Below are 22,315 nucleotides of genomic sequence, written 5' to 3'. Positions count from 1 at the left end.
GTGACGACGGCGGTCCCGCCCCGTCGCTCGACCGTCACCAGGTCGCCTGAAACCGGAGCCATGAGGTCCTCCTCGATATCGCCGCGCGCTTGCGTCTTGGCTTGCGTCTTTGCCGAAACCTTGGAACGGGAGCACCCCGGATCACAAGAGCGCCGGGTCACGGGAACCCCGGCGTCACGAGGAGTCATGGGTTTGCGCATCGTCTCGGGAGAATTCCGTGGCCGGCCGATCGTCGCGCCCGAGGGCGAGGCCACCCGCCCCACCTCGGATCGCGCGCGCCAGGCGATCTTCAACATCCTGGAGCATGCGCCCTGGTCGCCCGGCCTCCGGGATCGGCGCGTGATCGACCTGTTCGCCGGCTCGGGCGCCCTGGGCTTCGAGGCCCTGTCGCGGGGCGCCGCCTTCTGCCTGTTCGTCGAGACGGGCGAGGCGGCCCGCGGCGCCATCCGCGAGACCGTGGACGCCTTCGGCCTCTTCGGCCGCACCCGTGTCCACCGGCGCTCCGCCATCGACCTGGGCGTGCGCCCCGGCGCCGACGGGCCGGCCTTCGACCTCGCCTTCCTCGACCCGCCCTACGCCCAGGGCCTGGGCGAGCAGGCCCTGGCCCGCCTGGCCGACGGCGGCTGGCTGGCCCCCGGCGCGGTCGTGGTCTTCGAACGCGGCGCCGCCGAGCCCGCGCCCGAGGCTCCGGGCTACGAAGCCCTCGACGTCCGCGATTATGGCGCCGCGCGCGTGCATTTCCTGAGGCTCAGAATCTAAAGTTGAATTGGCTGCTGGACGAGCCAAAATCTCGGATATCTTGGCGTGGTGAAGACCGGAGCGGAAGCGGCTGGCAAGGACTCTTCCCGCTAAGACGTGGGCTGGCCGCCTTCATTGGTGGGCCACTGAGGGCGGTCCACGGACTTGTTCAGTAGCAGGCTGTGAGCCATTTGCAGTGGCTGATCTATAAGGTGGCGGAGTTGTTCAGTTTCCTCTTCCGTCGCTGTCCGGTCTCCAAGCTCATCGGCGAGCCGATCCGTGTACAGACGTGCAGTTTCGACTGTTATCCTCATTACCATGAGGCGCCTCGCCAAGGACATGGGACCAAAATTCTTGTCGAGTTCGTATACTGGGAATCGACCAAGATCTTCAATTGCTGCCGTCATGCTCAGAGACATTTGGCGAAGCGACAGTGGGAATGGCCGGAAATGCCCGGAGGTTCGGTGAAAACTCTCGATAACTTCGTATCCGTGCATTAACAGGCGTAGAGCTTCAGCCCGTAGCTGTCTGGATCGTCTCCAATTCGGAGCAAATACTGTAAGATAGGTTACGAACAAAGCCAGGAGCGTTCCGAAGAACTGAGCCCAACCGGCTAAGGCGTCGTGCGCTTCAAGCCATTGGATTATGTCGCCCATGTCCAAATCCCCTTAGAGGCTGGCGATCCTCGCCCCCGTGCTCTTGGTGTCCAGGCGAGACAGTCTGAATGACGGTGGTCCGATAGAGCGAGCTTGACAACGACGCCATATGTTCCATATTTGTTCTCATGAACGTGGAGCTGGCCAGCCAGAGGCTCGATGACCTCGCCGAGTGCGCCTACCGCCTCGGCAAGGCGTTCGCGGCCGAGGCCGAGCAGGCCGAGGCGGTCTCGCGGAAGGTCGAGTTCTACCACCTCTTCAATCGCTGCTTCGCCTCGGTGCGCCTCAGCATCGCGCTCCAGCTCCGACTGCGCCGCGAGGCGGCTCGGGGCGAAGCGCCGGTCCTGGCCGAAGCCGCCCGCCAGAGGGTCGAGCCGACCCTCGAACGTGAATCCCCAGATCATGATCGGCCAGATCATGACCGGCCCGAACGGGACCCGCCCGAAGTCGAGACCGAGCGGGAGCGCGACCGCGAGACCGTCAGCTTCCCCGTGCTCCTGCGCACGCTTCATCGCGTCGCCGCCGACGCCTCGGCCCTTCCCGGCCCGCCGCCTGCCGAACTTCCTGCGCTGCGCGAGCTTCTCGCCCGGATCGCGGACCACCCGCCCGCCGGGGGCGAGTCGGAAACCCCTCGGGAAGCCGCCTCGGCGCTCACGACCCTGGCGCGAAGACCCGGTTCTGGGCCGCCCCAACACCCCGATCCCCAACGACCCGGTGCTCAACGTCCAGGCGCCCGTCGCGCCACCGGACCGCCGTAGTCTCCAGGCGCCTCCCCGGCGCACGGCGTCGCGGGGTCCAGCCCCAGCCACGAATCCACACGAAAAACACGGACGGCGTCGGCGCCGGCCGCCGGAGTTGTGACGCCGCCAGGCGCGACCTACCCCTTCAGCTCCGCGACGATATCGGCCAGCGCCGCCTGCCACGGCCGGGGCGTGACGCCGTACACCCGCTCGAGCCGGCCCAGGTCCATCGTCGCCCGCAGGGGTCGGCGGGCCGGGGTGACGTAGTCGGCGGTGCGCTGCCCGCCCACCTCGGGCGCCGCGTCGCCCAGCGCCTGGGCGAAGATCTCCACCGCGAAGTCGCGCCAGGTCACTTCGCCCGTGTTGGCGAAATGGACGGTCCCGAACAGCGGGTCGCCGGCGGGCGCCGCGGCCAGCCGCGGCGCGAGGTCCAGGATGAAGCCCGCCAGATCCGCCGCCGAGGTGGGTCGGCCGGCCTGGTCGTCCACCACCTTCAGCGGGTTCCCCGCCGCGGCCACGCGCAGCATGGTCTTCACGAAGTTCTTGCCGTGGGGCGAGACCACCCAGGACGTGCGGATGTTGAGCGACCGGGCATTGGCCGCCGTCACGGCCTTCTCGCCCTCCAGCTTGGTGGCGCCGTAGGCGTTGAGCGGGTTCGTCGGCGCGTCCTCGGCGTAGGGGGCGCCGCCGTCGCCGTCGAAGACGTAGTCGGTCGAGACGTTGATCGTCGCCGCGCCGACCTCGGCCGCCGCCGCCGCGATCGCGCCGGGCGTGAGCGCGTTCACCGTCCGCGCCAGGTCGCCCTCGGTCTCGGCCAGGTCCACGGCGGTGTAGGCGGCGGCGATGACCACCACGTCCGGGCGTTGCGCCCGCACCTGGGCGGCGGCGGCCTCCGGATCGGCGAGGTCGGCTTCGGCGCGGCCCAGGGCGGTGACGGCGACATCGTGTCCCGGCGCCCGGCGCAGCAGCTCCACGCCGAGCTGGCCGGTGGTTCCGAACTGGAGGATCTTCAGGGTCATGCGGCTTCCTTAGCGCGAAAGCCGGCCGCCTCAAGCCGTCGTGAAGTCGCCACGTGACCGTCCGCCGCGCTTGAACCTGCCCGGCGCGCGCCCTTAGAAGCCTCGGTGCGGGCCGGTCGGGCCGGGCGAGCGGGGGCGAAGGTGGACAGTCCGGGGGAAGCGGCGCGTGGACCCGGCGGCATGGCCGGCGGCCGCAAGGTCCCGGACCTGACCACCGGCCCGATCGGCAGGACTCTGGTCCTGTTCGCCCTGCCGGTTATGGCGACCAACATCCTCCATTCGGTGAACGGTTCGGCCAACGCCATCTGGGTCAGCCACATCCTGGGCGAGGCGGCGCTGACCGCCACGGTCAACGCCAACCAGATCATGTTCCTCATGCTGGGTGCGGTGTTCGGCCTGTCGATGGCCTCGAACATCATGATCGGCCAGGCCGTAGGCGCCCGGAACGAGGCCCAGGCCAAGAAGGTGATCGGAACCTCCACCGCCTTCTTCGTGGTCGTGTCGCTCAGCGTCGGACTGCTGGGCGTCTGGCTGACGCCGCACATCCTGGACGCGATGGGCACGCCGGCCGCCGCGCGCCGCGACGCCATCGCCTATCTGCGGGTGATCTTCTCGGCCATGCCGTTCATGTACTTCTTCTCGTACGTGATGATGGCCCAGCGCGGCGTGGGCGACAGCCGCACCCCGTTCTACTTCTCGATCCTGATGGTGGCGCTGGACATCGTCCTGAACCCCCTGCTGATCACCGGCTACGGGCCGTTCCCCCGGCTGGGGATCGCCGGCTCGGCCACCGCCACGCTGATCGCCCAGACGATCACCCTCCTGGCGATGATCGTCCACCTCTACCGCCGCAAGTCCATTCTGGTCCTGCGCCCCGGCGAGTTCAGGCTGCTGATCCCCGACCTGCCCATCATCCGCGGCCTGGTGTTCAAGGGCGTGCCCATGAGCTTCCAGATGATGGTCACGTCGCTGGCGGCGGTGACCATGATGAGCCTGGTCAACCGCCACGGCGTCGAGACCTCGGCGGCCTACGGCGCGGCGGCCCAGCTCTGGACCTATGTGCAGATGCCGGCCATGGCCCTCGGCGCCGCTGTCTCGTCGATGGCCGCCCAGAACGTCGGCGCGGGCCGCATGGACCGGGTGGAGCAGATCGCCCGGTCCGGCTCGCTGTGCGCGCTCCTGTTCACGGCTGTGCCCGTGGTGCTGATCTACATCGCCGACCCGTGGGTGCTGCGCGCCTTCCTGCCCGGCGACAGCCCCTCGCTGCCCATCGCGATCCACATCAACTCGATCGTGCTGTGGGGCTTCATCCCCTTCGGCATCGCCTTCATCTTCTCGGGCGTCGTGCGGGCGACCGGGGCGGTGTGGCCGCCCCTGCTGGCCATGGTCATCTCGCTCTGGGTGGTGCGGGTGCCCCTGGCGACGGCGCTGGAGCCGCACATGGGCGCCGAGGCGATCTGGATCAGCTTCCCCATCGGCTCGGGCGTCACCCTGCTCCTGGCGGCCGGCTACTACGTCTGGGGCGGCTGGCGGACGTCGCGGATGCTGCCCACCACGCCGCCCGCCACCGACGAACCCGACACCGGGTTCGGCCAGCCGATGATCGAGGAGGCCGAGGCCCTGGCCGACGCCGCCGAGGCTAGCCGTAGGTCTCCATCAGCGCCGAATAGACCAGGGTCCTGAGTTCGCGCCGGACCGGATAGGTGGACGACGGCAACAGCTGGGTCATGAACACCGCCGTCACCTGCTCGACGGGATCGACCCAGAACGCGGTCGACGCCGCGCCGCCCCAGTAGAACTCGCCCAGGCTGCACGGGACCAGCGTCTGGGGCGGGTCGAACACCACCGCGAAGCCCAGGCCGAAGCCGACGCCGGCGTTGGTGCTCTCCGAGAACAGCGAGCGGGACACCTGGGTCAGGTCGGCCCCGCCCGGCAGGTGGTTCGACGCCATCAGCTCGATGGTCTTGGGCGCCAGGATGCGCGCGCCGTCCAGTTCGCCGCCGTTCAGCAGCATGGTGGCGAAGCGCATGTAGTCGGCGGCCGTCCCCACCAGCCCGCCGCCGCCCGAGAGCAGGGCGGGCGGCGCCAGGTAGGGGCTCTTCTGCGGGTCGTCCTGAAGCTTCATCCGGCCGCCGGGCGCGGCGTTGTAGCAGGCGGCGAACCGGCTCCGCTGGTCGTCGCGGACGTGGAAGCCGGTGTCGGCCATCTTCAGGGGCTCGAAGATGCGCTCCCGATAGACCTCGTCCAGGGGCTTGCCGGCCAGCTTCTGCACCAGGTAGCCGCAGACGTCGGTGGAGACCGAGTAGTTCCAGGCCTCGCCCGGCGAGAACTCCAGCGGCTGCTTCGCCAGCATCTGGATCATGGCCTCCAGGTCGTGACCGGCGTGCGCCTCCTCCAGCTTCAGCTTGCGATAGGCCGCGTCCACGTTCGTCCGGTTCTGGAAGCCGTAGGTCAGCCCCGAGGTGTGGCGCAGCAGGTCGACCACCTGCATGGGCCGCGCCGGCGGCGTGGTCAGGTAGGGGTCGGCCCCGGCCGAGAACACGCCCATCCCCTTCCACTCGGGGATGTGCCGCTCGACGGGATCGTCCAGGGCGATGGCGCCCTCCTCCACGAACTGCATCAGCGCCACCGAGGTGACCGGCTTGGTCATGGAGTAGATGCGGAAGACCGTGTCCTCGGCGAGGGGGGTCCCCCGCTCGACGTCCTGGTGGCCCAGCAGGGTCTGGTGGACCACCTCGCCGTCGCGGGCGAGCAGGAACTGGGCGCAGGGCATCCGGCCGGGGCCGACGTACCTCTCCTCCAGGAACCGGTCGATCCGCTGCAGTCGCTCCTTCGAGAACCCGTGCTGCTTGGCCTTGCCCATGCGTCTCTCCCGGCTTCGCCCGTCCTTGATCCGCCCGCATTTGGTCTTGCCTTCCGGGCGGTCGCAAGCGCCAGCATCGCCGCCTCGTCAGGGAGATCCGCCATGCCCAACGTCAGCTACGAGACCGACGGCCGGACGGCCGTCGTCACGATCGAGCGCCCCGAGCGCCGCAACGCCGTGGACGGCCCCACCGCGCGCGAGCTCTACGACGCCTTCAAGGCCTTCGACGCCGACGACGGCCTGGACGTGGCGGTGCTGACCGGCCAGGGCGGCGTCTTCTGCGCCGGGGCCGACCTCAAGGGCGTCGCCGCGGGCCGGGGCAATCCGGTGAAGCCGGACGGCGACGTGGGGCCGATGGGCTGCACCCGCCTGAGGCTCGGCAAGCCGGTGATCGCCGCGATCGAGGGCCATGCGGTGGCCGGCGGCTTGGAGGTGGCGTGCTGGGCCGACCTCAGGGTCGCGGCGGAAGGCGCGGTCTTCGGCGTCTTCTGCCGCCGCTTCGGGGTGCCGCTGATCGACCTGGGCGCGGTGCGCCTGCCCCGGCTGATCGGCCAGTCGCGGGCGATGGACATGATCCTCACCGGCCGTCCGGTCGATGCGCAGGAGGCGCTGGCGATGGGGCTCGCCAACCGCGTCGTCCCCAATGGCGAGGCCCTGGCCGCCGCCCTGGAGCTGGCGCGCCAGCTCGGCGCCTTTCCCCAGCTCTGCCTGCGCAACGACCGCCGGCTGGCGCTGGCCCAGTGGTCCCTCGACTGGGACGAGGCCACGGCGTTCGAATACGAGGTCGGCATGGAGACCCTGCGCAGCGGCTCGGCGGCGGAGGGCGCGGCCCGCTTCACCGCCGGCCAGGGACGCGGCGGCGCGTTCTGAAGCCCGGCCAGCGAGCGTTTGATCTCGCGCGCCGCCGAGGATAGCATACCCGGAATACGAAAAACCGCAGCGCGTCGCGCCGCCTGGGAGAAACGTCGATGGCCTGGGATTTCGAGACCGATCCCGAGTTCCAGAAGAAGCTCGACTGGATCGAGGACTTCATGCGCGACGAGGTGGAGCCGGTGTCGCACCTCGGCATGGCGGCCTATTCGTCGCTCGGGCGCGAGACGTTCATCAAGCCGCTGCAGCAGAAGGTCAGGGACCAGGGCCTGTGGGCCTGCCACCTCGGCCCCGAGCTGGGCGGCCAGGGCTTCGGCCAGCTCAAGCTGGCGCTCATGAACGAGAAGCTGGGCCGCAACGGCCTGGCCCCGTCGGTCTTCGGCTGCCAGGCGCCCGACAGCGGCAACGCCGAGATCATCGCCCACTACGGCACCGAGGCGCAGAAGGAACGCTACCTCTGGCCGCTGCTGAACGGCGAGATCCGCTCGGCCTTCTCCATGAGCGAGCCCACCGGCGGGTCCGACCCGCTCACCTTCCAGACCCGCGCCGTGCTGGACGGGAACGAGTGGGTCATCAACGGCGAGAAGTGGTTCTCGACCAACGCCCAGTATTCCAAGGTCCTGGTGCTCTACGCCATCACCGATCCCGATGCGAAGGACCCCTACCGGCGCACCTCGATCTTCCTGGTCCCCACCGACACGCCCGGCGTCGAGATCATCCGCAACGTCGCCGTGGGCGCCGGCGGCCAGATCGGCGGCGGCAACGAGGGCTATGTCCGCTACAAGGACGTGCGCCTGCCCTACGACGCCCTGCTGGGCGACCGGGGCGCGGCGTTCGTGATCGCCCAGGTGCGCCTGGGCGGCGGGCGCGTCCACCACGCCATGCGCACGGTCGGCGCCTGCCGCCACGCCCTGGACCTGATGTGCCGCCGGGCCGTCAGCCGCACGACGCGTGACGGCCGCCTGGCCGACCTCCAGATGGTGCAGGAACAGATCGCCGAGAGCTGGATCGCGGTCGAGAGCTTCCGCCTGCTGGTCCTGCGCACGGCCTGGCTGATCGACAAGCACAAGGACTACAACAAGGTCCGCAAGGACATCGCCGCGATCAAGGTGGCCATGCCCAAGGTCTACCACGACGTGGCGACCAAGGCGGCGCACCTGCACGGCGCCCTGGGCGTCTCGAACGAGATGCCCTTCATGCACATGGTCAATTCCAGCCTGGTGATGGGCATCGCCGACGGCCCGACCGAGGTCCACAAGGTGACGCTCGCGAAGCAGATCCTGAAGGACTACACGCCCGACAACGACCTCTTCCCCAGCTACCATATCCCGAAGCTCCGCGAGGCGGCCGAGACGCGCTTCGCCGCCGAGCTGGGCGAGATCCGCCGACACTACGCCGCTCGGCGGGCGGAACAGGCGTGAGGCTTGCCGCGCGCCGTGCTCCGACCTACTTCTGCACCATGTAACTGGTCCAAGAGGATCGGATGCGTGTCTCTGTCTCCCAAGCCAAGGGTCAACTCCTGGAGCTGGTTCGGCGCGCGGAGAAAGGCGAGGACATCGAACTGACCCGGAGGGGCAGGCGGTGGCGCGGTTCGTCGCCGTTCGGCGGCGTGAGCTGTCGCGGGAGGATCGCCGGCGAATTCTCGCGAAGGCGATGCAGGACGGTCGAGCGCGTACCGGCGCCGGGCCGCCTACGAGCGATGGGCCGCCTACGAGCGATGGGGAAAGGGCTTCCACCCCGCCAACCTGAACTACGGCGATTGTTTCGCCTATGAAGCGGCCCAGAGATACGACTGTCCGCTGCTGTTCGTAGGCCGGGATTTTTCGCAGACCGACATCAAGAGCGCCCTGTAGAACGACGCAGGGTCAGGGAGTTAAACCGAACCACATGACCGACTCTTCGAACACTTGGCCCGTGATGTCCGTCGCCGAGGCGCACGCGAAGCTGACCGGGCCCGGCGCTCCGTTCGAGATCGAAGAGAAGGTGATCCGCGGCGTGCCCACGAAGACGTGGAAGAACGCGCCGCCGACGCTGCGCGACGTGTTTATCAACGGCCAGCGGTTCAAGGACCGCGAGTTCCTGGTCTACGAGGACGACCGGGCCACGTTCGACAGTTTCGGCCGCGCCACCCTCAAGCTGGCGCATCAGCTCCTGGCCGACGGGGTGAAGAAGGGCGACCGCGTCGCCGTCATCATGCGCAACCTGCCGGAATGGCCCGTCGCCTTCTGGGCCGGCCAGCTCGTGGGGGCCATCGTCACGCCGCTGAACGCCTGGTGGACCGGCCCCGAGCTGGAATACGGCCTGGCCGACTCCGGGACCAAGGTCGCGCTGGTCGACGACGAGCGTCTGGATCGCATCGCCGAGTTCCTGGACAAGCTGCCCGACCTCGAGAAGGTCTACGTCGCCCGCCACGCCGGCGCCGACCTGCCGGCAAGGACGCAGCGGCTGGAGGACGTGATCGGCCGGGTCAACGACTGGGGCGCCCTGCCCGAGCTGGCTCTGCCCGACGTTCCGCTGGCGCCCGAGGACGACGCCACCATCCTCTACACCTCTGGGACCACGGGGCGGCCCAAGGGCGCTCTGGGCACCCACCGCAATATGACCTCGAACATCGGGGCCGGCGGAATCTCGGCGGCCCGCAACTTCCTGCGCGCCGGCCAGCCGCTGCCCGAGATGGACGCCACCAAGCTGCCGCAGCGGGTCTCGCTGCTGGTGGTGCCCATGTTCCACGCCACGGGGCTTTCGGCGACGGTGGGGCCGTCGATGAACGCGGGCGGCAAGCTCGTGCTGATGCGCCGCTGGGACGCCGAGCCGGCGATGCGTCTGATCGAGCGCGAGAAGGTCAACGCCACGGGCGGGGTGCCCACCATCGCCTGGCAGCTCATCGAGCATCCGGCGCGGGCGAAATACGACCTGTCGTCGTTGGTGACGGTCAGTTACGGGGGCGCGCCGTCGGCGCCCGAGCTGGTGCGGCGGATCGCCGAGACCTTCCCCGGCTCCCAGCCCGGCAACGGCTGGGGCATGACCGAGACCACGGCCACCTTCACCAGCCATCTCGGCAAGGACTACGAGAACCGCCCCGATAGCGCCGGTCCTGCGGCGCCGGTCGGAGAGATGCACGTGCGCGATCCGGCCGATGGCGAGACGATCCTGCCCGCCGGCGCCGTCGGCGAGCTGTGGGTGAAAGGCCCGCAGGTGGTGAAGCTCTACTGGAACAAGCCCGAGGCCACGGCCGAGACCTTCCGGGACGGCTGGCTCCGCACCGGCGACCTGGCGCGGATCGACGAGGAAGGCTTCCTCTTCATCATCGACCGGGCCAAGGACATGCTGATCCGCGGCGGCGAGAACATCTACTGCGTCGAGGTCGAGAACGTCCTCTACGATCACCCCGACGTCATGGACGCCGCCCTCGTGGGCATCCCGCACAAGACGCTGGGCGAGGAGCCCGGAGCCGTGGTCCACCTCAAGCCGGGCGGCACGGCCGACGAGGCCGAGCTGCGCCAGTGGGTCCGCGAGCGCCTCGCGGCGTTCAAGGTCCCGGTGAAGGTGGCGTTCTGGCCCGAGACCCTGCCGCGCAACGCCAACGGCAAGATCCTCAAGACCGAGCTGAAGAAGGTGTTCGCCACGGAAGCCGAAGACGCGTGACTCCCCCGGGGTCGGCGCGCTAGCGCTAGGGCATGACAAGGAAACCCCTCATCGTCGGGCTGGGCGGCACCGTCCGGGCCGGCTCGTCCACCGAGAAGGCGCTGATCTGCGCGCTGAAGGCGGCCGAGGCGAAGGGGGCCGAGACCAGGCTCCTGGGCGGGGCCTTCCTGTCGGGCCTGCCGATCTTCGACCCGCGCCCGGGCGAGACCAACACGGCCCAGCAGGAGCTGGCCGAGGCGATTCGCGCCGCCGACGGCGTGATCGTGGCCAGCCCCGGCTATCACGGCTCGATCTCGGGCGTGATCAAGAACGCGCTCGACACCCTCGAGCTGACGCGGGGCGACGCCGAGCCCTATCTGTCGCACAAGCCGGTGGGTACGATCATCACCGCCGATGGCTGGCAGGCGGCCGGCACCACCTTGATGGCGCTGCGGGCGATCATACATGCCTTGCGAGGGTGGCCGACGCCGTTCGGCGCAGCCCTCAATGCGGGAACCGGCCTGTTCGACCCGGCCGGAAACTGCAACGACGAGAAAGACGCCTGGCAGCTCGCCACCGTCGCCGAGCAGGTGATGGAGTTCGCCCGGATGAGAGCCAGCACCCCATTGAAGGCCGCAGTACGATGAAGCGTCCCTATCTCGTTCCGCCGACCGGCTCCGAGGACGATCCGGTGAAGGGCGCGATCAGCCCGATCGAGGACATCATCGAGGACGCCCGCAACGGGCGGCCCTACATCCTGGTCGACGCCGAGGATCGCGAGAACGAAGGCGACGTCATCATCCCGGCCCAGTTCGCGACGCCGGAACAGATCAACTTCATGGCCAAGCACGCCCGCGGCCTGATCTGCCTGTCGATCACCGGCGAGCGGGCCCGGCAGCTCCGCCTGCCGCCGATGGCGCACGAGAACGCCTCCGGCCACGGCACCGCCTTCACCGTCTCGATCGAGGCGCGCGAGGGGGTGACCACCGGCATCTCGGCCCACGATCGGGCTCATACGATCGCGGTGGCGGTCGACCCGACCAAGGGCGTGGACGACATCGTCTCGCCGGGCCACGTGTTTCCGCTGGTGGCCCGGGACGGCGGGGTGCTGGTCCGCGCCGGCCATACCGAGGCGGCCGTCGATATCAGCCGCATGGCGGGCCTCAATCCCGCCGGCGTGATCTGCGAGATCATGAAGGACGACGGGTCGATGGCCCGGCTGCCCGACCTGGTCGCCTTCGCGCAACTGCACGGCCTGAAGATCGGCACGATCGCCGATCTGATCGCCTACCGCCGCCGCACCGAACGCCAGGTGGAGCGCGTTCTGGAGACCCCGTTCGAGAGCGCCTTCGGCGGTCGCTTCCGCATGGTGATCTACCGCAACTCCATCGATCAGACCGAGCATGTGGTGCTGACCCGCGGCAAGATCGACCCCGAGAAGCCCACCCTGGTGCGCATGCACCGCGTGGACCTGGCCACCGACATGCTGGGCGCGGTCGAGGCGCGCCGCGAATATGTGCCGCGCGCGCTCAAGGCCCTGGCCGAGCACGACGGCGCCGGCGTCGCCGTCTTCATCCGCGACTCGAACCCGCACTGGCTGTCGGAGCGCTACGGACAACCCCAGGCCGATCACTCCGCCAACGTCCTGCGCGACTATGGCATCGGCGCCCAGATCCTCCTCGACCTGGGCGTCCGCGACATACTCCTGATGAGTTCGTCGCAGACGGTGCTGCCGGCGTCGGCGGGCTACGGGCTGAAGATCGTGGGGCGTGTCCCGCTGCCCTGACCGACCGTCCCGGCGCTGCGAATATCGGTGCCGCGCAAATCCGGATGCGTCCGCCAGCCGTAACTCGACGGCGGGGGTCGTTGCGTGGTTCCGCGTTGTGCGGATTCACCTCGTCCCTTAAGGATTCGAGTGGGATGGGTCACGGTAGGGTGCGACACAGACCATGAACCCAGGTCCCGACTTCTCCTCCGAGGCTCTGAACGCCCGTCCGTTCATGGACGCCGGCGCTGCGCCTTGCGGCTGTCCGCTCTGCCTGGGGATCGCCGCCGTCGTGGAGACGGGCGAACCGTTCGGCCAGTCCTATCTCAACGCCGACGAACGCGGTCAGGGCGCCATCGGCGGCAAGGTCAGCTTCTCCACGGATCGCGCCGGCCTCCAGATGGTGGGGTTCAATCCCGTCACCTTCGCGCCCGAGCCCGGCTGGGGCGGCGTCGCGGGGCAGGCCTACACGGTGACCTACGCCTTCCGCTCCACCGCGCCCACGACCATGCCCAGCGACACCGAGGGGTTCCAGCGGTTCAACGCGATGCAGATCCAGTGGGCCGAGCAGGCGCTTCAGGCCTGGGCCGACGTCGCCAACATCCGCTTCCAGCGCGTCGGCAGCGGGACCGAGGGCGAGGAGGCCTATTCCAACAGCGCCTCGATCCTCTTCGCCAACTTCACGTCGGGCCAGGGCGGCTCGGCGGGCTTTGCGAACTTTCCCGGCAACCCGTCGTCGGCCAGCACGGCGGGCGATGTCTGGATCGCCATCGCGCGGAGCACCAACGCCACCCCGGTGGCGGGCAACTACGGCGCGCACGTTCTGGTCCACGAGATCGGCCATGCGATCGGGCTGATGCATCCCGGCGACTACAACGCCGATGAAGACACCACCATCACCTACGCCCAGCACGCCGAGTACTACGAGGACACCCGCCAGTACTCGGTGATGAGCTATTTTTCCGAGGCCAACACGGGTGCGGCCTACGGCGGCCGCTACGCCGCCGCGCCTCAGCTCGACGACATCCGGGCGGCGCAGTACGAATACGGCCCGAACATGAGCACCCGGACGGGCGACACCGTCTACGGGTTCAACTCGAACGCCGGCCGCGACTGGTTCGTGGCCACGAACAGCTCGACCCGCCTCATCTTCGCGGTCTGGGACGCGGGCGGGAACGACACCTTCGACTTCTCCGGCTACAGCCAGAACCAGCTCATCGATCTGCGGGAAGGGCATTTCTCGAACGTCGGCGCGCTGATCGGCAACGTGGCCATCGCCCAGGGCGCCAAGATCGAGAACGCCATCGGCGGCCTGGGCGCCGACACCATCATCGGCAACGCCCTGAACAACCTGATCCAGGGCGGAGCCGGAGCGGATCGGATTCTGGGCGGGGCGGGCCACGACACGATCCAGGGCGGTTCGGGCAGCGGCTATCTGCGCGGCGAGGACGGCAACGACTCCATCGTCGGCGGTTCCGCCTTCGACGACATCCACGGCAACATGGGCGACGACACGGCGTCGGGCGGCGACGGCGACGACTGGGTCGTGGGGGGCAAGGACAACGATGTGCTCTACGGCGACGCCGGGAACGACATCGTCTACGGCAACCTCGGCGACGACACCTGTTTCGGCGGCGCCGGCGACGACATCGTCCGCGGCGGCCAGGGGAACGACAGCCTGTCGGGCGGCGCCGGGAACGATTTCCTGTCCGGCGACCGGGGCGACGACACCATCGTGGGGGGCGCGGGCGCCGACATCTTCCACTTCTTCGCCGAGGCGGGGATGGACCGGGTGCTGGATTTCAACGCCGCCGAGGGCGACAGGGTGAACCTCCTTCCGGGGACGGCCTACACCGTGGCCCAGGTGGGCGCCGACACCGTCATTTCCATCGTCGGGACGGTCGACCGGATGGTGCTGGTGAACGTCCAGCTCGACACCCTGCCCGCGGGCTGGATCTTCGGGGCCTGATCGGGGGCCTGATCGGGCGCCTGATCTGGGCGCGAATCCTCGCGGCTACGACGGGATGCGCCCCGGCGAGTGAACAATCCCGTTTCCAGGCCGCCGTATCCGGCCTATATGGGACTTTCCAACCGCCCGGCCGAAAGGCCGGGCGCCTTCGTTTCCGGGGCTCCGGAATCCGGTCCGCCTTTTCGGCCTCCGGTCCTTCCGGCCCAGTCCAAGGTTGCAGACCATGACCCAGATCCTGATGCCCAAGGCGACCGCCGTCTGGCTGGTGGACAACACCTCGCTCACCTTCGACCAGATCGCCGACTTCTGCGGTCTCCATCCCCTGGAGGTGAAGGGCATCGCCGACGGCGAGGTCGCGCGCGACATCCGCGGCGCCGACCCGATCGCGAACGGCCAGCTCAACCGCGACGAGCTGGACGCGGCCGAGAAGAACCCCGCCTACCGGATGAAGGTCCAGAAGAGCCGCCACGCCGAACTCCTGAAGCCGGTGAAGAAGGCGCCGCGCTATACGCCGGTGTCCCGTCGCCAGGACCGCCCCGACGCCATCGCCTGGTTCGTCCGCAACCACCCGGAAGTGCCCGACAGCCAGGTCGCGCGCCTGCTGGGCACCACCAAGGCCACCATCGACCAGGTGCGCGATCGCACGCACTGGAATTCGCCTAACATCAAGCCGGTGGACCCGGTGACCCTGGGTCTCGCCACCCAGCTCGAACTCGACGCGGTCGTCCGGAAGGCGGCCGACAAGAAGGCCAAGGACGACGCGCGCCGCGGGATCGTCGAGCCCGAGGGCGACACCCTGCGTCCGGCGTCTGAAACCGGCGCGGCCCAGGGCGCGGACCAGGACGATCCCGAGCCCGAGACCGCCTATGTCGAGGACGCGGGTTCCGACGACGAGGACGAAGCCTGATCGTCCCCTCCGCCCCGTGACGCGGGGTGGGCGGCCTCAGCGGCCAGGTCGCAGGCATGCAGAACCGCTGTGAGACCAGGATGACTCCCGGGTCTCACGCGGCCATCGCTTCTGGCCGACCTCCCCTGCGAGGGAGGTCGCGGCGGATCAGTGCAGCCGGCCGCGAAGCGTTTCGATCTCTTCCTTCAGCCTGAGCTTCTGTCGCTTGAGTTCCTTGAGTTTGAGGTCGTCGGCGTAGGGCCTGCGCATCTCGTCCTGGATCGCCTGTTCCAGGGACTGGTGACGGGATCCGAGTTCGCGGATCCGGGCATCTAGCGCCATATCGAGAGCCTCCTCTCAGTTGACCGGCGTTCGAGTGAACACCCGCTTCCCGCGGCTGTCAGATCACATATGTTTGCACGCGGTCCCGCTGGAACCGGGGATCCTGTCGGAGACGCTGAAGGCATGGACGCAACGCGCAGGCCGCGGCTGATCGTGGGCGTCTCGGGCGCGTCGGGCGCGGTCTATGGCCTCAGGGCCCTGGACGCCTGCCGGGACCTGGGAGTCGAGAGCCACCTTGTCCTGAGCCGCTCGGCCGCCCTGACCCTGGCCCAGGAGACGGAAGCGACCCTGGCCGACGCCCACGCCCGCGCCGACGTGGTCCACAAGGCCGGCGACGTCGGCGCCGCCATCGCCTCGGGCTCGTTCCACGCCCTGGGCATGATCGTGGCGCCCTGCTCCATCCGCACCATGAGCGAGATCGCGACGGGCGTGACCGCATCGCTTCTGACCCGCGCCGCCGACGTGACGCTCAAGGAGCGCCGCCCGCTGGTGCTGATGGTGCGCGAGACGCCGCTGCACCTGGGCCATCTGCGCACCCTGGTCCGGCTGGCCGAGATGGGGGCGGTGATCGCGCCGCCCGTCCCGGCCTTCTATGCGAAGCCACGCACCCTGGAGGAGGTGGTCGATCAGTCGGTGGGACGGGCGCTGGACCTGTTCGGCCTGGCCTGGACGCCCGTGCGGCGTTGGGGTCACGACATCGGCCCGACCGGTCCCGACAGCGCCGAGGAGACCTGAAGATGCCGATCTGGACCCCATCGATCTGGGACTGGGCGCTGGCCGCCTATGCGCTTCCGGGCGTGCCCGAGGCCTGCCTCGCCCTCCAGGACGAGCACGGCCAGAACACCTCGCTCCTGCTCTGGGCCGTCTACGCCGAAGCGCGCGACCCGGCGATGCTGGCGCGCGGGGCCGAGGCGGCGCGGGCGTGGGATGCGACGGCGCTGAAGCCACTGCGCGAGGTGCGGCGGGCGCTGAAGCCCGCCCTGCCGCCCTTTCCCGACGGCGCCCGCCAGGCTCTGCGCGAGGAGGTGAAGGGGCTCGAACTGGCCGCCGAACGCCTGTTGCTGGAGACCCTGGCCGGGCTCTGCGGCGCGCCCAGGCGCGCTTCGGGCGGCGCACCTGCGCTGGAGGCCCTGGAAGCGGCGTCCCAGGCGTGGGACAAGCCCGCGCCGCCGGCCGCCCTGGCCGCGCTGGCCGCCGCGCTGGCGCAGGATCCGCGTTCCGCATGATCGACTACACGACCTTCACCGAAGAGGCGCTGGAAGCCCGGCTCGCCGAAATGCGCCAGGATCACGCCGACCTGGACGCCGCCATCCAGGCCCTCGCGGCCAGCCCGGTGCCCGACCTGATCGTGATCGGGCGCCTGAAACGCAAGAAGCTGGCGCTGAAGGACGAGATCGCCCGGGTCGAGGACATGCTCAACCCGGACATCATCGCCTGACGGCGGGCCGGTCGCCGGACCGCCGTTCAGAGCAGGCGGGTGCGGATCGCCTGGCTCAGCATGTCGATCAGGCTCACGGCCACGATGATCACCACGACGATGGCGGCGGTGTTCGAGTAGGCGAAGGCGTTCAGGCTGTCGAACAGCACCTGGCCGATGCCGCCGGCGCCGATCAGGCCCAGCACCGTGGCGCTGCGGCTGTTGGATTCGAAGCGGTAGAGCGCATAGCTGGTCCACAGCGGCGCCACCTGGGGGATCACGCCCCACACCACCTCGTGCAGCTTGGCGCCGCCGGTGGCGCGGACGCCCTCGACCGGGCCCTTGTCGATGGATTCCACGGCCTCGGAGAACAGCTTCGCCAGCACCCCGGTGGTGCCGATGGCCAGGGCCATGACGCCGGCCAGGGGGCCGGGGCCCACGGCCACCAGGAAGATCATCCCGATGACGAGGTCCGGCACCGAGCGCACGATGTCGAGGAAGCGGCGGACCGGAAGCTGGATGAAGGCCGGCGTGATGTTGCGAGAGGCGAGCAGGCCCAGCGGCGTGGCGGCGACGATCGCCAGCGTCGTGCCCCAGAGCGCCATCTGGATGGTCAGCCACATCTTCGAGACGTAGAGCCGCCATTCGGTGAAGTCGGGGGTCAGGAACCCGCGTCCCAGCTCCTGCATGTTGGCCGAGTTCTGGAAGAGCAGCGGCAGCTTGCTCAGCTCGGCGGGGCCGAACGCGATCGCCAGCAGGACGATCAGACCGCCCCACAGGATCAGGTCGGGCGCCCGCTGCGACAGCGAACGCCTCGGCGGCGGCGGAACGGCGGCGGCCGGATCCGTCACGGGGCGGCCACGGGCGCGGCCACGGGGGCGACGGCGCGCGAGCGGGCGGCTTCGGCGCTGATCCTGTCGAACTCGGCCTGGGCCCTGTCGATGCGCGTCTTGTCGCCGGAACGCTTGGCCGCCGCCAGCGCCTCGCTGGCCTCCATCTCGCGGACGGGATCGAGGTACGAGTTGTCGGCGGGCCGGAAGCCGCCGTAGGCCAGCCCCTTCAGCACCTCGCGCTGCTTCTCGGCCTTGGCGTCGGTTCCGGTGCCGTAGGTCAGGAAGAACTGGCGGATCTTCTCCTTGAGCGCCGGGTCGAGGTCGCGGCGCACGACGATCGAGCTTTCGGGCAGCGGCGGCGATTCCCAGATGGTCTCGACCTTGGCCGCCAGTTCGGGGCTCTGCCGCGCGAAGAACAGCATGCCGACCGAGTTGTTCGTCGCCACGTCCACCACGCCGTTCGCCACCGAGAAGGCGTTGGCCTGGTGGCTGGCCGACCGCACCGACTTGAAGCAGCGGTTCGGGTCGATCCCGCGGGGCGTGAACAGATAGGTCATCGGGGCCAGCGTGCCCGACGTCGACTGGGTGTCGCCCAGGCCGAACGACAGGCTGCGGTCGCACTTCAGGATCTTGTCGACCGTCAGGCCCGAGCCTTTGCGCACGATGATGACGGACTTGTACGTCGCCTCGCCGCCCGCATCGACGACCCGTCCCAGCACCTCGGCGTCGGACCGTCGGATCGCCTGCAGCGCGGGCGAGGCGGAGAACCAGCCGACCTGCACCTGCTTGAAGCGCATCGCCTCGACCAGCGAGGTGTAGTTGGTGGCGAAATAGGGCTTCACCTTGACGCCGATCGCCTCGGACATGTCGGTGAGCAGCGGCGTCCAGAGCGGCTCCATCGAGGTCTGGTTCTCGGCCGACAGGATCGAGAAGGTCAGTTCCTTCAGCGGCGCGTCGGGATCGGCTTTCTCGGCCGGCTGGCCGCAGCCGGCGAGGGCCAGGGCCGCGCCGAAGGCCGCGGCGGAGATGAGGGTGCGGCGGATCATGTGGGCGCTCCTTCCCAGAAGACGTCCTCGAATTCGGGGCCGTAGATGTCGATGAGCTGGTCGCGCTTCAGGCCGTCGGAAGGGCCGTCATAGACGACCTGTCCGGCCTTCAGCGCCACGACGCGGTCGCAGTAGCGCAGGGCGTAGTCCACCTGGTGCAGGGTGACGACCACGGTGAGGCCGTCGTTGCGGTTCAGCTCGCGCAGGATCTCCATCACCCGCCGGGCCGAGACCGGGTCGAGCGAGGCCACCGGCTCGTCGGCCAGGATGATCTTGGCCTTCTGGACCAGGGCGCGGGCGATGGCGCCCCGCTGTTGCTGGCCGCCCGAGAGGGTGTTCGCGCGCTGGGCGGCGTAGTCGGCGACGCCGAAACGGTGCAGCGCGGCCATGACCGCCTGCCGGGTTTCGGCCGGCCACAGGCCTAGCGCCCCACGCCAGGCGGGAATGCGGCCCAACGAGCCCAGGGCCACGTTCGAGAACAGCGACAGCCGCCCGACCAGGTTGAACTGCTGGAAGATCATGCCGATCCGCGTGCGCGTCTTTCGCACGCCCGGGTCGATCTTCCCGTCTTTCTGGATGGGGCCGCCGAACGCGACGATCTCGCCCGGCCCGGCGTCGATGGTCTGAAGCGCGCTGATCGAGCGCAGGAGCGTGGACTTCCCGGAACCCGACGGGCCGATGAGGGCGATCATCTCGCCTTTACGGGCGTCCAACGAGACCCCGTCGAGGGCCCGGCGCTGGCCGAAGGTCTTGGAGACGTTCCGTATCGACAGAACGGCGGCGTCGGACATGAGAGAGGTCGGAGCTTTCCCGTGATACGCCGGCTACATGGCACGGGTACGCGCGTCCGGTCCAGCGCGCTCGCCGAGGAAGTCGCGCTCCGCCTGCGGAACGGTCGTCGAACGGGCGCCTGCCGCCCCATGCGGCCCGCCACCCCCAGCGCCCTCACCGGCCGCGACGGTCCGTCACGCGCCGCCGCATGTCGCGGAACGGACGACAGACGAACCCTTTACATCTCCCGCCAAAGACCCTATTTGCGCGCCTTCCGGCGGACCCGATGTCCTCAAAAAGCGCTGCTAACGCCGGTCTGGGTTCAACAATCCGTTGGGGGTTGCGTGCGGTGCATACGTACCATACGCCCCTGGACCTGGTCCGCGAGCGGTCCCCGGAGCGTCCTGTCGCCTTTGCGCGGCCGGACGTGGTGGCCGTAGCGGCGCGCTGGTTCCAGGACAATTTTCGAGGCGACGTCTTCTACGCCGTAAAGGCGAACCCTTCGCCGTGGGTCATCGAGACCCTGGTGAAGGCCGGCGTCCAATCCTTCGATGTGGCTTCGATCCGCGAGATCGAGCTGGTGGCCGCGTACGCCCCGGGCGCGCGCATGGCCTTCATGCATCCGGTGAAGAGCCGCAAGGCGATCTCCGAGGCGTACCATCGCTTCGGCGTGAAGACCTTCGCCCTGGATACGCATGAGGAGCTGGCCAAGATCCTCGAGGCGACCGACGGCGCCCCCGACCTGACCCTGATCGTCCGCCTGGCGGTCAGCGCCGAGGGCGCGTCGTACTCGCTCGCCGGCAAGTTCGGCGTCGAGCCGCACGAGGCGCCGTCGCTGCTGCTGGCCGCGCGCCGCGCGACCCAGGGCAAGATGGGCGTCAGCTTCCACGTCGGCAGCCAGTGCATGCGGCCCACCGCCTATCAGGCGGCGATGGCCCAGGCCCAGCGCGCCATCGTGCGCGCCGGCGTCATGGTCGACATCGTGGACGTGGGCGGCGGCTTCCCGTCGATCTACCCGGGCATGATCCCGCCGGACATGATCGACTACGTCGACTCCATCCAGCGCGGCTTCGCCGAGATGAGCGTGCACGAGGAGACGGAACTCTGGTGCGAGCCGGGGCGCGCCCTGGTGGCCGAGGCCTCGTCGATCCTCACCAAGGTCGAGCTGAAGAAGGGCGACGCCGTGTACCTCAACGACGGCAGCTACGGCACGCTGTTCGATGCGGCGCACATGAAGTGGCCGTTCCCGGTGAAGCTGTACCGCGGCGAGGGCGCCGAGGCGCATGAGGTGGGCGGGCCGCTGAAGCCCTTCCGCTTCTATGGGCCCACGTGCGACTCGATCGACCACATGCCCGGCCCGTTCTGGCTGCCCGAGGACATCCGCGAAGGCGACTATGTCGAGATCGGCATGCTGGGCGCCTACGGCGTGGCCATGACGACCAGCTTCAACGGCTTCGGCGACGCCGAGATCGTCGAGGTCGGGGACGCGCCGATGGCCTCGATGTTCGGCCTGGCCGGCCGCGTGATCCGCACGCCCCGAGAGGAGCGCGAGGACGAACGCAAGGTCGTCCGGCTGTCGCGGCCCAAGGGCGCCGCCGGCAAGAAACGCCGCAGGCGCTAAGACGGACACATTGGTGCTATAGGCGCGGCCGGTCGCTCCGTCCCGGTCGCGCCTTTTCTATTCGCGACGGGCTTTCACCCTCAGAAGGGAACTTCGGAAGATGAACGCTCCGGCGAACTCCAACCGCAAGGCCGAACTGCTGGCCAACACCGTCGAGCATGTGGCGATCGACCAGTACGACGCCCGGCCCGTCATCGACGCCATGCGCAAGATGAGCTTCACCAGCCGCGACACCGCGCGCGCCGCCGACATCTGGTCGATGTCGCTGGAAGACGCCGACTGCTCGACCTGGCTCACCCTGGCCGGCTCGACCTCGGCCGGCGGGTGCATGCACATCTACCGCGACATGGTGAAGTACGGGATGATCGACGCCATCGTCGCCACCGGCGCCTCGATCGTCGACATGGATTTCTTCGAGGCCCTGGGCTTCAAGCACTACCAGGCGGACTCCACGGTCGACGACCGCGAGCTGCGCGAGATGTACATCGACCGCATCTACGACACCTACATCGACGAGGAAGAGCTCCAGAACTGCGACGGCACGATCTACGAGATCTGCGAGCTGCTGGAGCCGCGCCCCTATTCGAGCCGCGAGTTCATCCACGAGATGGGCAAGTGGCTGGCCGCCGGCAACGCCAAGAAGCCCGACAGCCTGATCGAGGTGGCGTACCGCGAGGGCGTGCCGATCTTCTGCCCGGCGTTCGTGGACTCCTCGGCCGGCTTCGGCCTCGTGAAGCATCAGGTCGAGCGGATGAAGGCGGGAAAGCCCTACCTGACCATCGACGCCGTGGCCGACTTCCGCGAGTTGACCGAGATCAAGCTGAAGGCCGGCGCCACGGGCCTGTTCATGGTGGGCGGCGGCGTGCCCAAGAACTTCGCCCAGGACACCGTCGTCTGCGCCGAGATCCTCGGCCACGAGGTGGACATGCACAAGTACGCCGTCCAGATCACGGTGGCCGATGTGCGCGACGGGGCCTGCTCGTCCTCGACGCTCAAGGAGGCCTGCTCGTGGGGCAAGGTGGACGTCACCTGGGAGCAGATGGTGTTCGCCGAAGCCACGACGGTGGTGCCGCTGATCGCCTCGGACGCCTGGCACCGCGGCGCCCACAAGAACCGGAAGAAGCGCCGCTGGGCCGATCTCTTCCAGAAGTAGTC

General features: G+C 69.1%; 22 protein-coding genes. 16 read left to right on the top strand and 6 right to left on the bottom strand.

Annotation, left to right across the window (positions count from 1 at the left end):
• Window positions 1-60: 60 nt before the first annotated feature.
• Together rsmD and ABS78_RS08240 are read left to right on the top strand one after the other, a co-directional pair.
• Entirely contained in the window at window positions 61-759 is a 699-nt protein-coding gene (rsmD, locus tag ABS78_RS08245) for a 16S rRNA (guanine(966)-N(2))-methyltransferase RsmD (protein ID WP_293376943.1), read from the top strand.
• A 763-nt stretch (window positions 760-1,522) separates the two neighbouring features.
• Window positions 1,523-2,152 carry a hypothetical protein gene (locus ABS78_RS08240; protein WP_293376941.1) on the top strand — a complete coding sequence of 210 codons (630 nt, stop codon included), beginning with the start codon at window positions 1,523-1,525 and terminating at the stop codon, window positions 2,150-2,152.
• Window positions 2,153-2,271: 119 nt separating this feature from the next.
• Here ABS78_RS08240 and rfbD read toward each other — a convergent pair whose 3' ends face one another.
• Complete coding sequence (rfbD, locus tag ABS78_RS08235) at window positions 2,272-3,153, bottom strand: dTDP-4-dehydrorhamnose reductase (protein WP_293376939.1); 882 nt, start codon at window positions 3,151-3,153, stop codon at window positions 2,272-2,274.
• Window positions 3,154-3,333: 180 nt separating this feature from the next.
• On the opposite strand from rfbD, the gene ABS78_RS08230 reads away from it, so the two are divergent.
• Window positions 3,334-4,836 (top strand): MATE family efflux transporter, encoded by a 1,503-nt coding sequence (locus ABS78_RS08230; RefSeq protein ID WP_293376937.1) that lies wholly within the window; start codon window positions 3,334-3,336, stop codon window positions 4,834-4,836.
• On the opposite strand, the gene ABS78_RS08225 is transcribed toward ABS78_RS08230, so the two are convergent.
• Window positions 4,793-6,016 (bottom strand): serine hydrolase domain-containing protein, encoded by a 1,224-nt coding sequence (locus ABS78_RS08225; protein ID WP_293376935.1) that lies wholly within the window; start codon window positions 6,014-6,016, stop codon window positions 4,793-4,795. The genes ABS78_RS08230 and ABS78_RS08225 overlap by 44 nt on opposite strands.
• Window positions 6,017-6,118: 102 nt before the next feature.
• Between ABS78_RS08225 and ABS78_RS08220 the strand changes: the two genes are divergently transcribed.
• The 8 genes from ABS78_RS08220 (at window position 6,119) to ABS78_RS08185 (ending at window position 15,151) form a co-directional block, all read left to right on the top strand.
• Window positions 6,119-6,886 (top strand): crotonase/enoyl-CoA hydratase family protein, encoded by a 768-nt coding sequence (locus tag ABS78_RS08220; RefSeq protein ID WP_293376933.1) that lies wholly within the window; start codon window positions 6,119-6,121, stop codon window positions 6,884-6,886.
• A gap of 98 nt (window positions 6,887-6,984) precedes the next feature.
• A complete protein-coding gene (locus ABS78_RS08215; RefSeq protein ID WP_293376931.1) occupies window positions 6,985-8,307 on the top strand; it encodes an acyl-CoA dehydrogenase family protein in 1,323 nt (440 codons plus the stop codon).
• Window positions 8,308-8,369: 62 nt separating this feature from the next.
• Window positions 8,370-8,660, top strand: coding sequence for a type II toxin-antitoxin system prevent-host-death family antitoxin (locus ABS78_RS08210; protein ID WP_293376929.1), 291 nt, complete (start codon window positions 8,370-8,372; stop codon window positions 8,658-8,660).
• Window positions 8,661-8,773: 113 nt separating this feature from the next.
• Window positions 8,774-10,531 carry a class I adenylate-forming enzyme family protein gene (locus tag ABS78_RS08205; protein ID WP_293376927.1) on the top strand — a complete coding sequence of 586 codons (1,758 nt, stop codon included), beginning with the start codon at window positions 8,774-8,776 and terminating at the stop codon, window positions 10,529-10,531.
• A 32-nt stretch (window positions 10,532-10,563) separates the two neighbouring features.
• Entirely contained in the window at window positions 10,564-11,157 is a 594-nt protein-coding gene (locus ABS78_RS08200; protein ID WP_293376925.1) for an NADPH-dependent FMN reductase, read from the top strand.
• Complete coding sequence (gene ribB / locus ABS78_RS08195) at window positions 11,154-12,296, top strand: 3,4-dihydroxy-2-butanone-4-phosphate synthase (RefSeq protein WP_293376923.1); 1,143 nt, start codon at window positions 11,154-11,156, stop codon at window positions 12,294-12,296. The genes ABS78_RS08200 and ribB overlap by 4 nt, the downstream gene beginning before the upstream one ends.
• Window positions 12,297-12,459: 163 nt before the next feature.
• Complete coding sequence (locus ABS78_RS08190) at window positions 12,460-14,244, top strand: M57 family metalloprotease (RefSeq protein WP_293376921.1); 1,785 nt, start codon at window positions 12,460-12,462, stop codon at window positions 14,242-14,244.
• A 223-nt stretch (window positions 14,245-14,467) separates the two neighbouring features.
• Window positions 14,468-15,151, top strand: coding sequence for a cell cycle transcriptional regulator TrcR (locus ABS78_RS08185; protein ID WP_293376919.1), 684 nt, complete (start codon window positions 14,468-14,470; stop codon window positions 15,149-15,151).
• Between the two features lie 147 nt (window positions 15,152-15,298).
• Here ABS78_RS08185 and ABS78_RS08180 read toward each other — a convergent pair whose 3' ends face one another.
• Window positions 15,299-15,472, bottom strand: a complete 174-nt coding sequence (locus ABS78_RS08180; RefSeq protein WP_293376917.1) for a DUF465 domain-containing protein — start codon at window positions 15,470-15,472, stop codon at window positions 15,299-15,301.
• A gap of 123 nt (window positions 15,473-15,595) precedes the next feature.
• On the opposite strand from ABS78_RS08180, the gene ABS78_RS08175 reads away from it, so the two are divergent.
• From ABS78_RS08175 to ABS78_RS08165, 3 genes are read left to right on the top strand one after another with little or no spacing between them, the layout of a single operon-like run.
• A complete protein-coding gene (locus tag ABS78_RS08175; protein WP_293376915.1) occupies window positions 15,596-16,207 on the top strand; it encodes a UbiX family flavin prenyltransferase in 612 nt (203 codons plus the stop codon).
• A 2-nt stretch (window positions 16,208-16,209) separates the two neighbouring features.
• On the top strand, window positions 16,210-16,698 hold the full coding sequence (locus tag ABS78_RS08170; RefSeq protein ID WP_293376913.1) for a TIGR02444 family protein: 489 nt from the start codon (window positions 16,210-16,212) through the stop codon (window positions 16,696-16,698).
• On the top strand, window positions 16,695-16,910 hold the full coding sequence (locus ABS78_RS08165; protein WP_293376911.1) for a DUF465 domain-containing protein: 216 nt from the start codon (window positions 16,695-16,697) through the stop codon (window positions 16,908-16,910). The genes ABS78_RS08170 and ABS78_RS08165 overlap by 4 nt, the downstream gene beginning before the upstream one ends.
• A gap of 26 nt (window positions 16,911-16,936) precedes the next feature.
• Here the strand turns inward: ABS78_RS08165 and phnE are convergent, their stop codons facing one another.
• From phnE to phnC, 3 genes are read right to left on the bottom strand one after another with little or no spacing between them, the layout of a single operon-like run.
• Window positions 16,937-17,740, bottom strand: a complete 804-nt coding sequence (phnE, locus tag ABS78_RS08160) for a phosphonate ABC transporter, permease protein PhnE (RefSeq protein ID WP_293376909.1) — start codon at window positions 17,738-17,740, stop codon at window positions 16,937-16,939.
• Window positions 17,737-18,768, bottom strand: coding sequence for a phosphate/phosphite/phosphonate ABC transporter substrate-binding protein (gene phnD / locus ABS78_RS08155; RefSeq protein ID WP_293376907.1), 1,032 nt, complete (start codon window positions 18,766-18,768; stop codon window positions 17,737-17,739). Before phnD ends, phnE begins: the two co-directional genes overlap by 4 nt.
• Window positions 18,765-19,559 (bottom strand): phosphonate ABC transporter ATP-binding protein, encoded by a 795-nt coding sequence (gene phnC, locus ABS78_RS08150; RefSeq protein WP_293376905.1) that lies wholly within the window; start codon window positions 19,557-19,559, stop codon window positions 18,765-18,767. The genes phnD and phnC overlap by 4 nt, the downstream gene beginning before the upstream one ends.
• Window positions 19,560-19,888: 329 nt before the next feature.
• On the opposite strand from phnC, the gene ABS78_RS08145 reads away from it, so the two are divergent.
• Both ABS78_RS08145 and ABS78_RS08140 read left to right on the top strand, forming a co-directional pair.
• Complete coding sequence (locus ABS78_RS08145; protein WP_293376903.1) at window positions 19,889-21,160, top strand: type III PLP-dependent enzyme; 1,272 nt, start codon at window positions 19,889-19,891, stop codon at window positions 21,158-21,160.
• A 100-nt stretch (window positions 21,161-21,260) separates the two neighbouring features.
• A complete protein-coding gene (locus ABS78_RS08140) occupies window positions 21,261-22,313 on the top strand; it encodes a deoxyhypusine synthase (RefSeq protein WP_293376901.1) in 1,053 nt (350 codons plus the stop codon).
• The last annotated feature ends 2 nt before the right edge of the window (window positions 22,314-22,315 follow it).

The organism is Phenylobacterium sp. SCN 70-31 (assembly GCF_001724605.1).
GTDB lineage: Bacteria > Pseudomonadota > Alphaproteobacteria > Caulobacterales > Caulobacteraceae > Phenylobacterium.
Note: the sequence above shows the minus strand (reverse complement) of the source record. Positions and strands in the feature narration are given on the sequence as shown.

Coding starts and splice junctions, on each gene's coding strand:
- rsmD (WP_293376943.1), top strand. CDS start 61: ATGAGGTCCTCCTCGATATCGCCGCGCGCTTGCGTCTTGGCTTGCGTC.
- ABS78_RS08240 (WP_293376941.1), top strand. CDS start 1,523: ATGAACGTGGAGCTGGCCAGCCAGAGGCTCGATGACCTCGCCGAGTGC.
- rfbD (WP_293376939.1), bottom strand. CDS start 3,153: ATGACCCTGAAGATCCTCCAGTTCGGAACCACCGGCCAGCTCGGCGTG.
- ABS78_RS08230 (WP_293376937.1), top strand. CDS start 3,334: ATGGCCGGCGGCCGCAAGGTCCCGGACCTGACCACCGGCCCGATCGGC.
- ABS78_RS08225 (WP_293376935.1), bottom strand. CDS start 6,016: ATGGGCAAGGCCAAGCAGCACGGGTTCTCGAAGGAGCGACTGCAGCGG.
- ABS78_RS08220 (WP_293376933.1), top strand. CDS start 6,119: ATGCCCAACGTCAGCTACGAGACCGACGGCCGGACGGCCGTCGTCACG.
- ABS78_RS08215 (WP_293376931.1), top strand. CDS start 6,985: ATGGCCTGGGATTTCGAGACCGATCCCGAGTTCCAGAAGAAGCTCGAC.
- ABS78_RS08210 (WP_293376929.1), top strand. CDS start 8,370: ATGCGTGTCTCTGTCTCCCAAGCCAAGGGTCAACTCCTGGAGCTGGTT.
- ABS78_RS08205 (WP_293376927.1), top strand. CDS start 8,774: ATGACCGACTCTTCGAACACTTGGCCCGTGATGTCCGTCGCCGAGGCG.
- ABS78_RS08200 (WP_293376925.1), top strand. CDS start 10,564: ATGACAAGGAAACCCCTCATCGTCGGGCTGGGCGGCACCGTCCGGGCC.
- ribB (WP_293376923.1), top strand. CDS start 11,154: ATGAAGCGTCCCTATCTCGTTCCGCCGACCGGCTCCGAGGACGATCCG.
- ABS78_RS08190 (WP_293376921.1), top strand. CDS start 12,460: ATGAACCCAGGTCCCGACTTCTCCTCCGAGGCTCTGAACGCCCGTCCG.
- ABS78_RS08185 (WP_293376919.1), top strand. CDS start 14,468: ATGACCCAGATCCTGATGCCCAAGGCGACCGCCGTCTGGCTGGTGGAC.
- ABS78_RS08180 (WP_293376917.1), bottom strand. CDS start 15,472: ATGGCGCTAGATGCCCGGATCCGCGAACTCGGATCCCGTCACCAGTCC.
- ABS78_RS08175 (WP_293376915.1), top strand. CDS start 15,596: ATGGACGCAACGCGCAGGCCGCGGCTGATCGTGGGCGTCTCGGGCGCG.
- ABS78_RS08170 (WP_293376913.1), top strand. CDS start 16,210: ATGCCGATCTGGACCCCATCGATCTGGGACTGGGCGCTGGCCGCCTAT.
- ABS78_RS08165 (WP_293376911.1), top strand. CDS start 16,695: ATGATCGACTACACGACCTTCACCGAAGAGGCGCTGGAAGCCCGGCTC.
- phnD (WP_293376907.1), bottom strand. CDS start 18,768: ATGATCCGCCGCACCCTCATCTCCGCCGCGGCCTTCGGCGCGGCCCTG.
- phnC (WP_293376905.1), bottom strand. CDS start 19,559: ATGTCCGACGCCGCCGTTCTGTCGATACGGAACGTCTCCAAGACCTTC.
- ABS78_RS08140 (WP_293376901.1), top strand. CDS start 21,261: ATGAACGCTCCGGCGAACTCCAACCGCAAGGCCGAACTGCTGGCCAAC.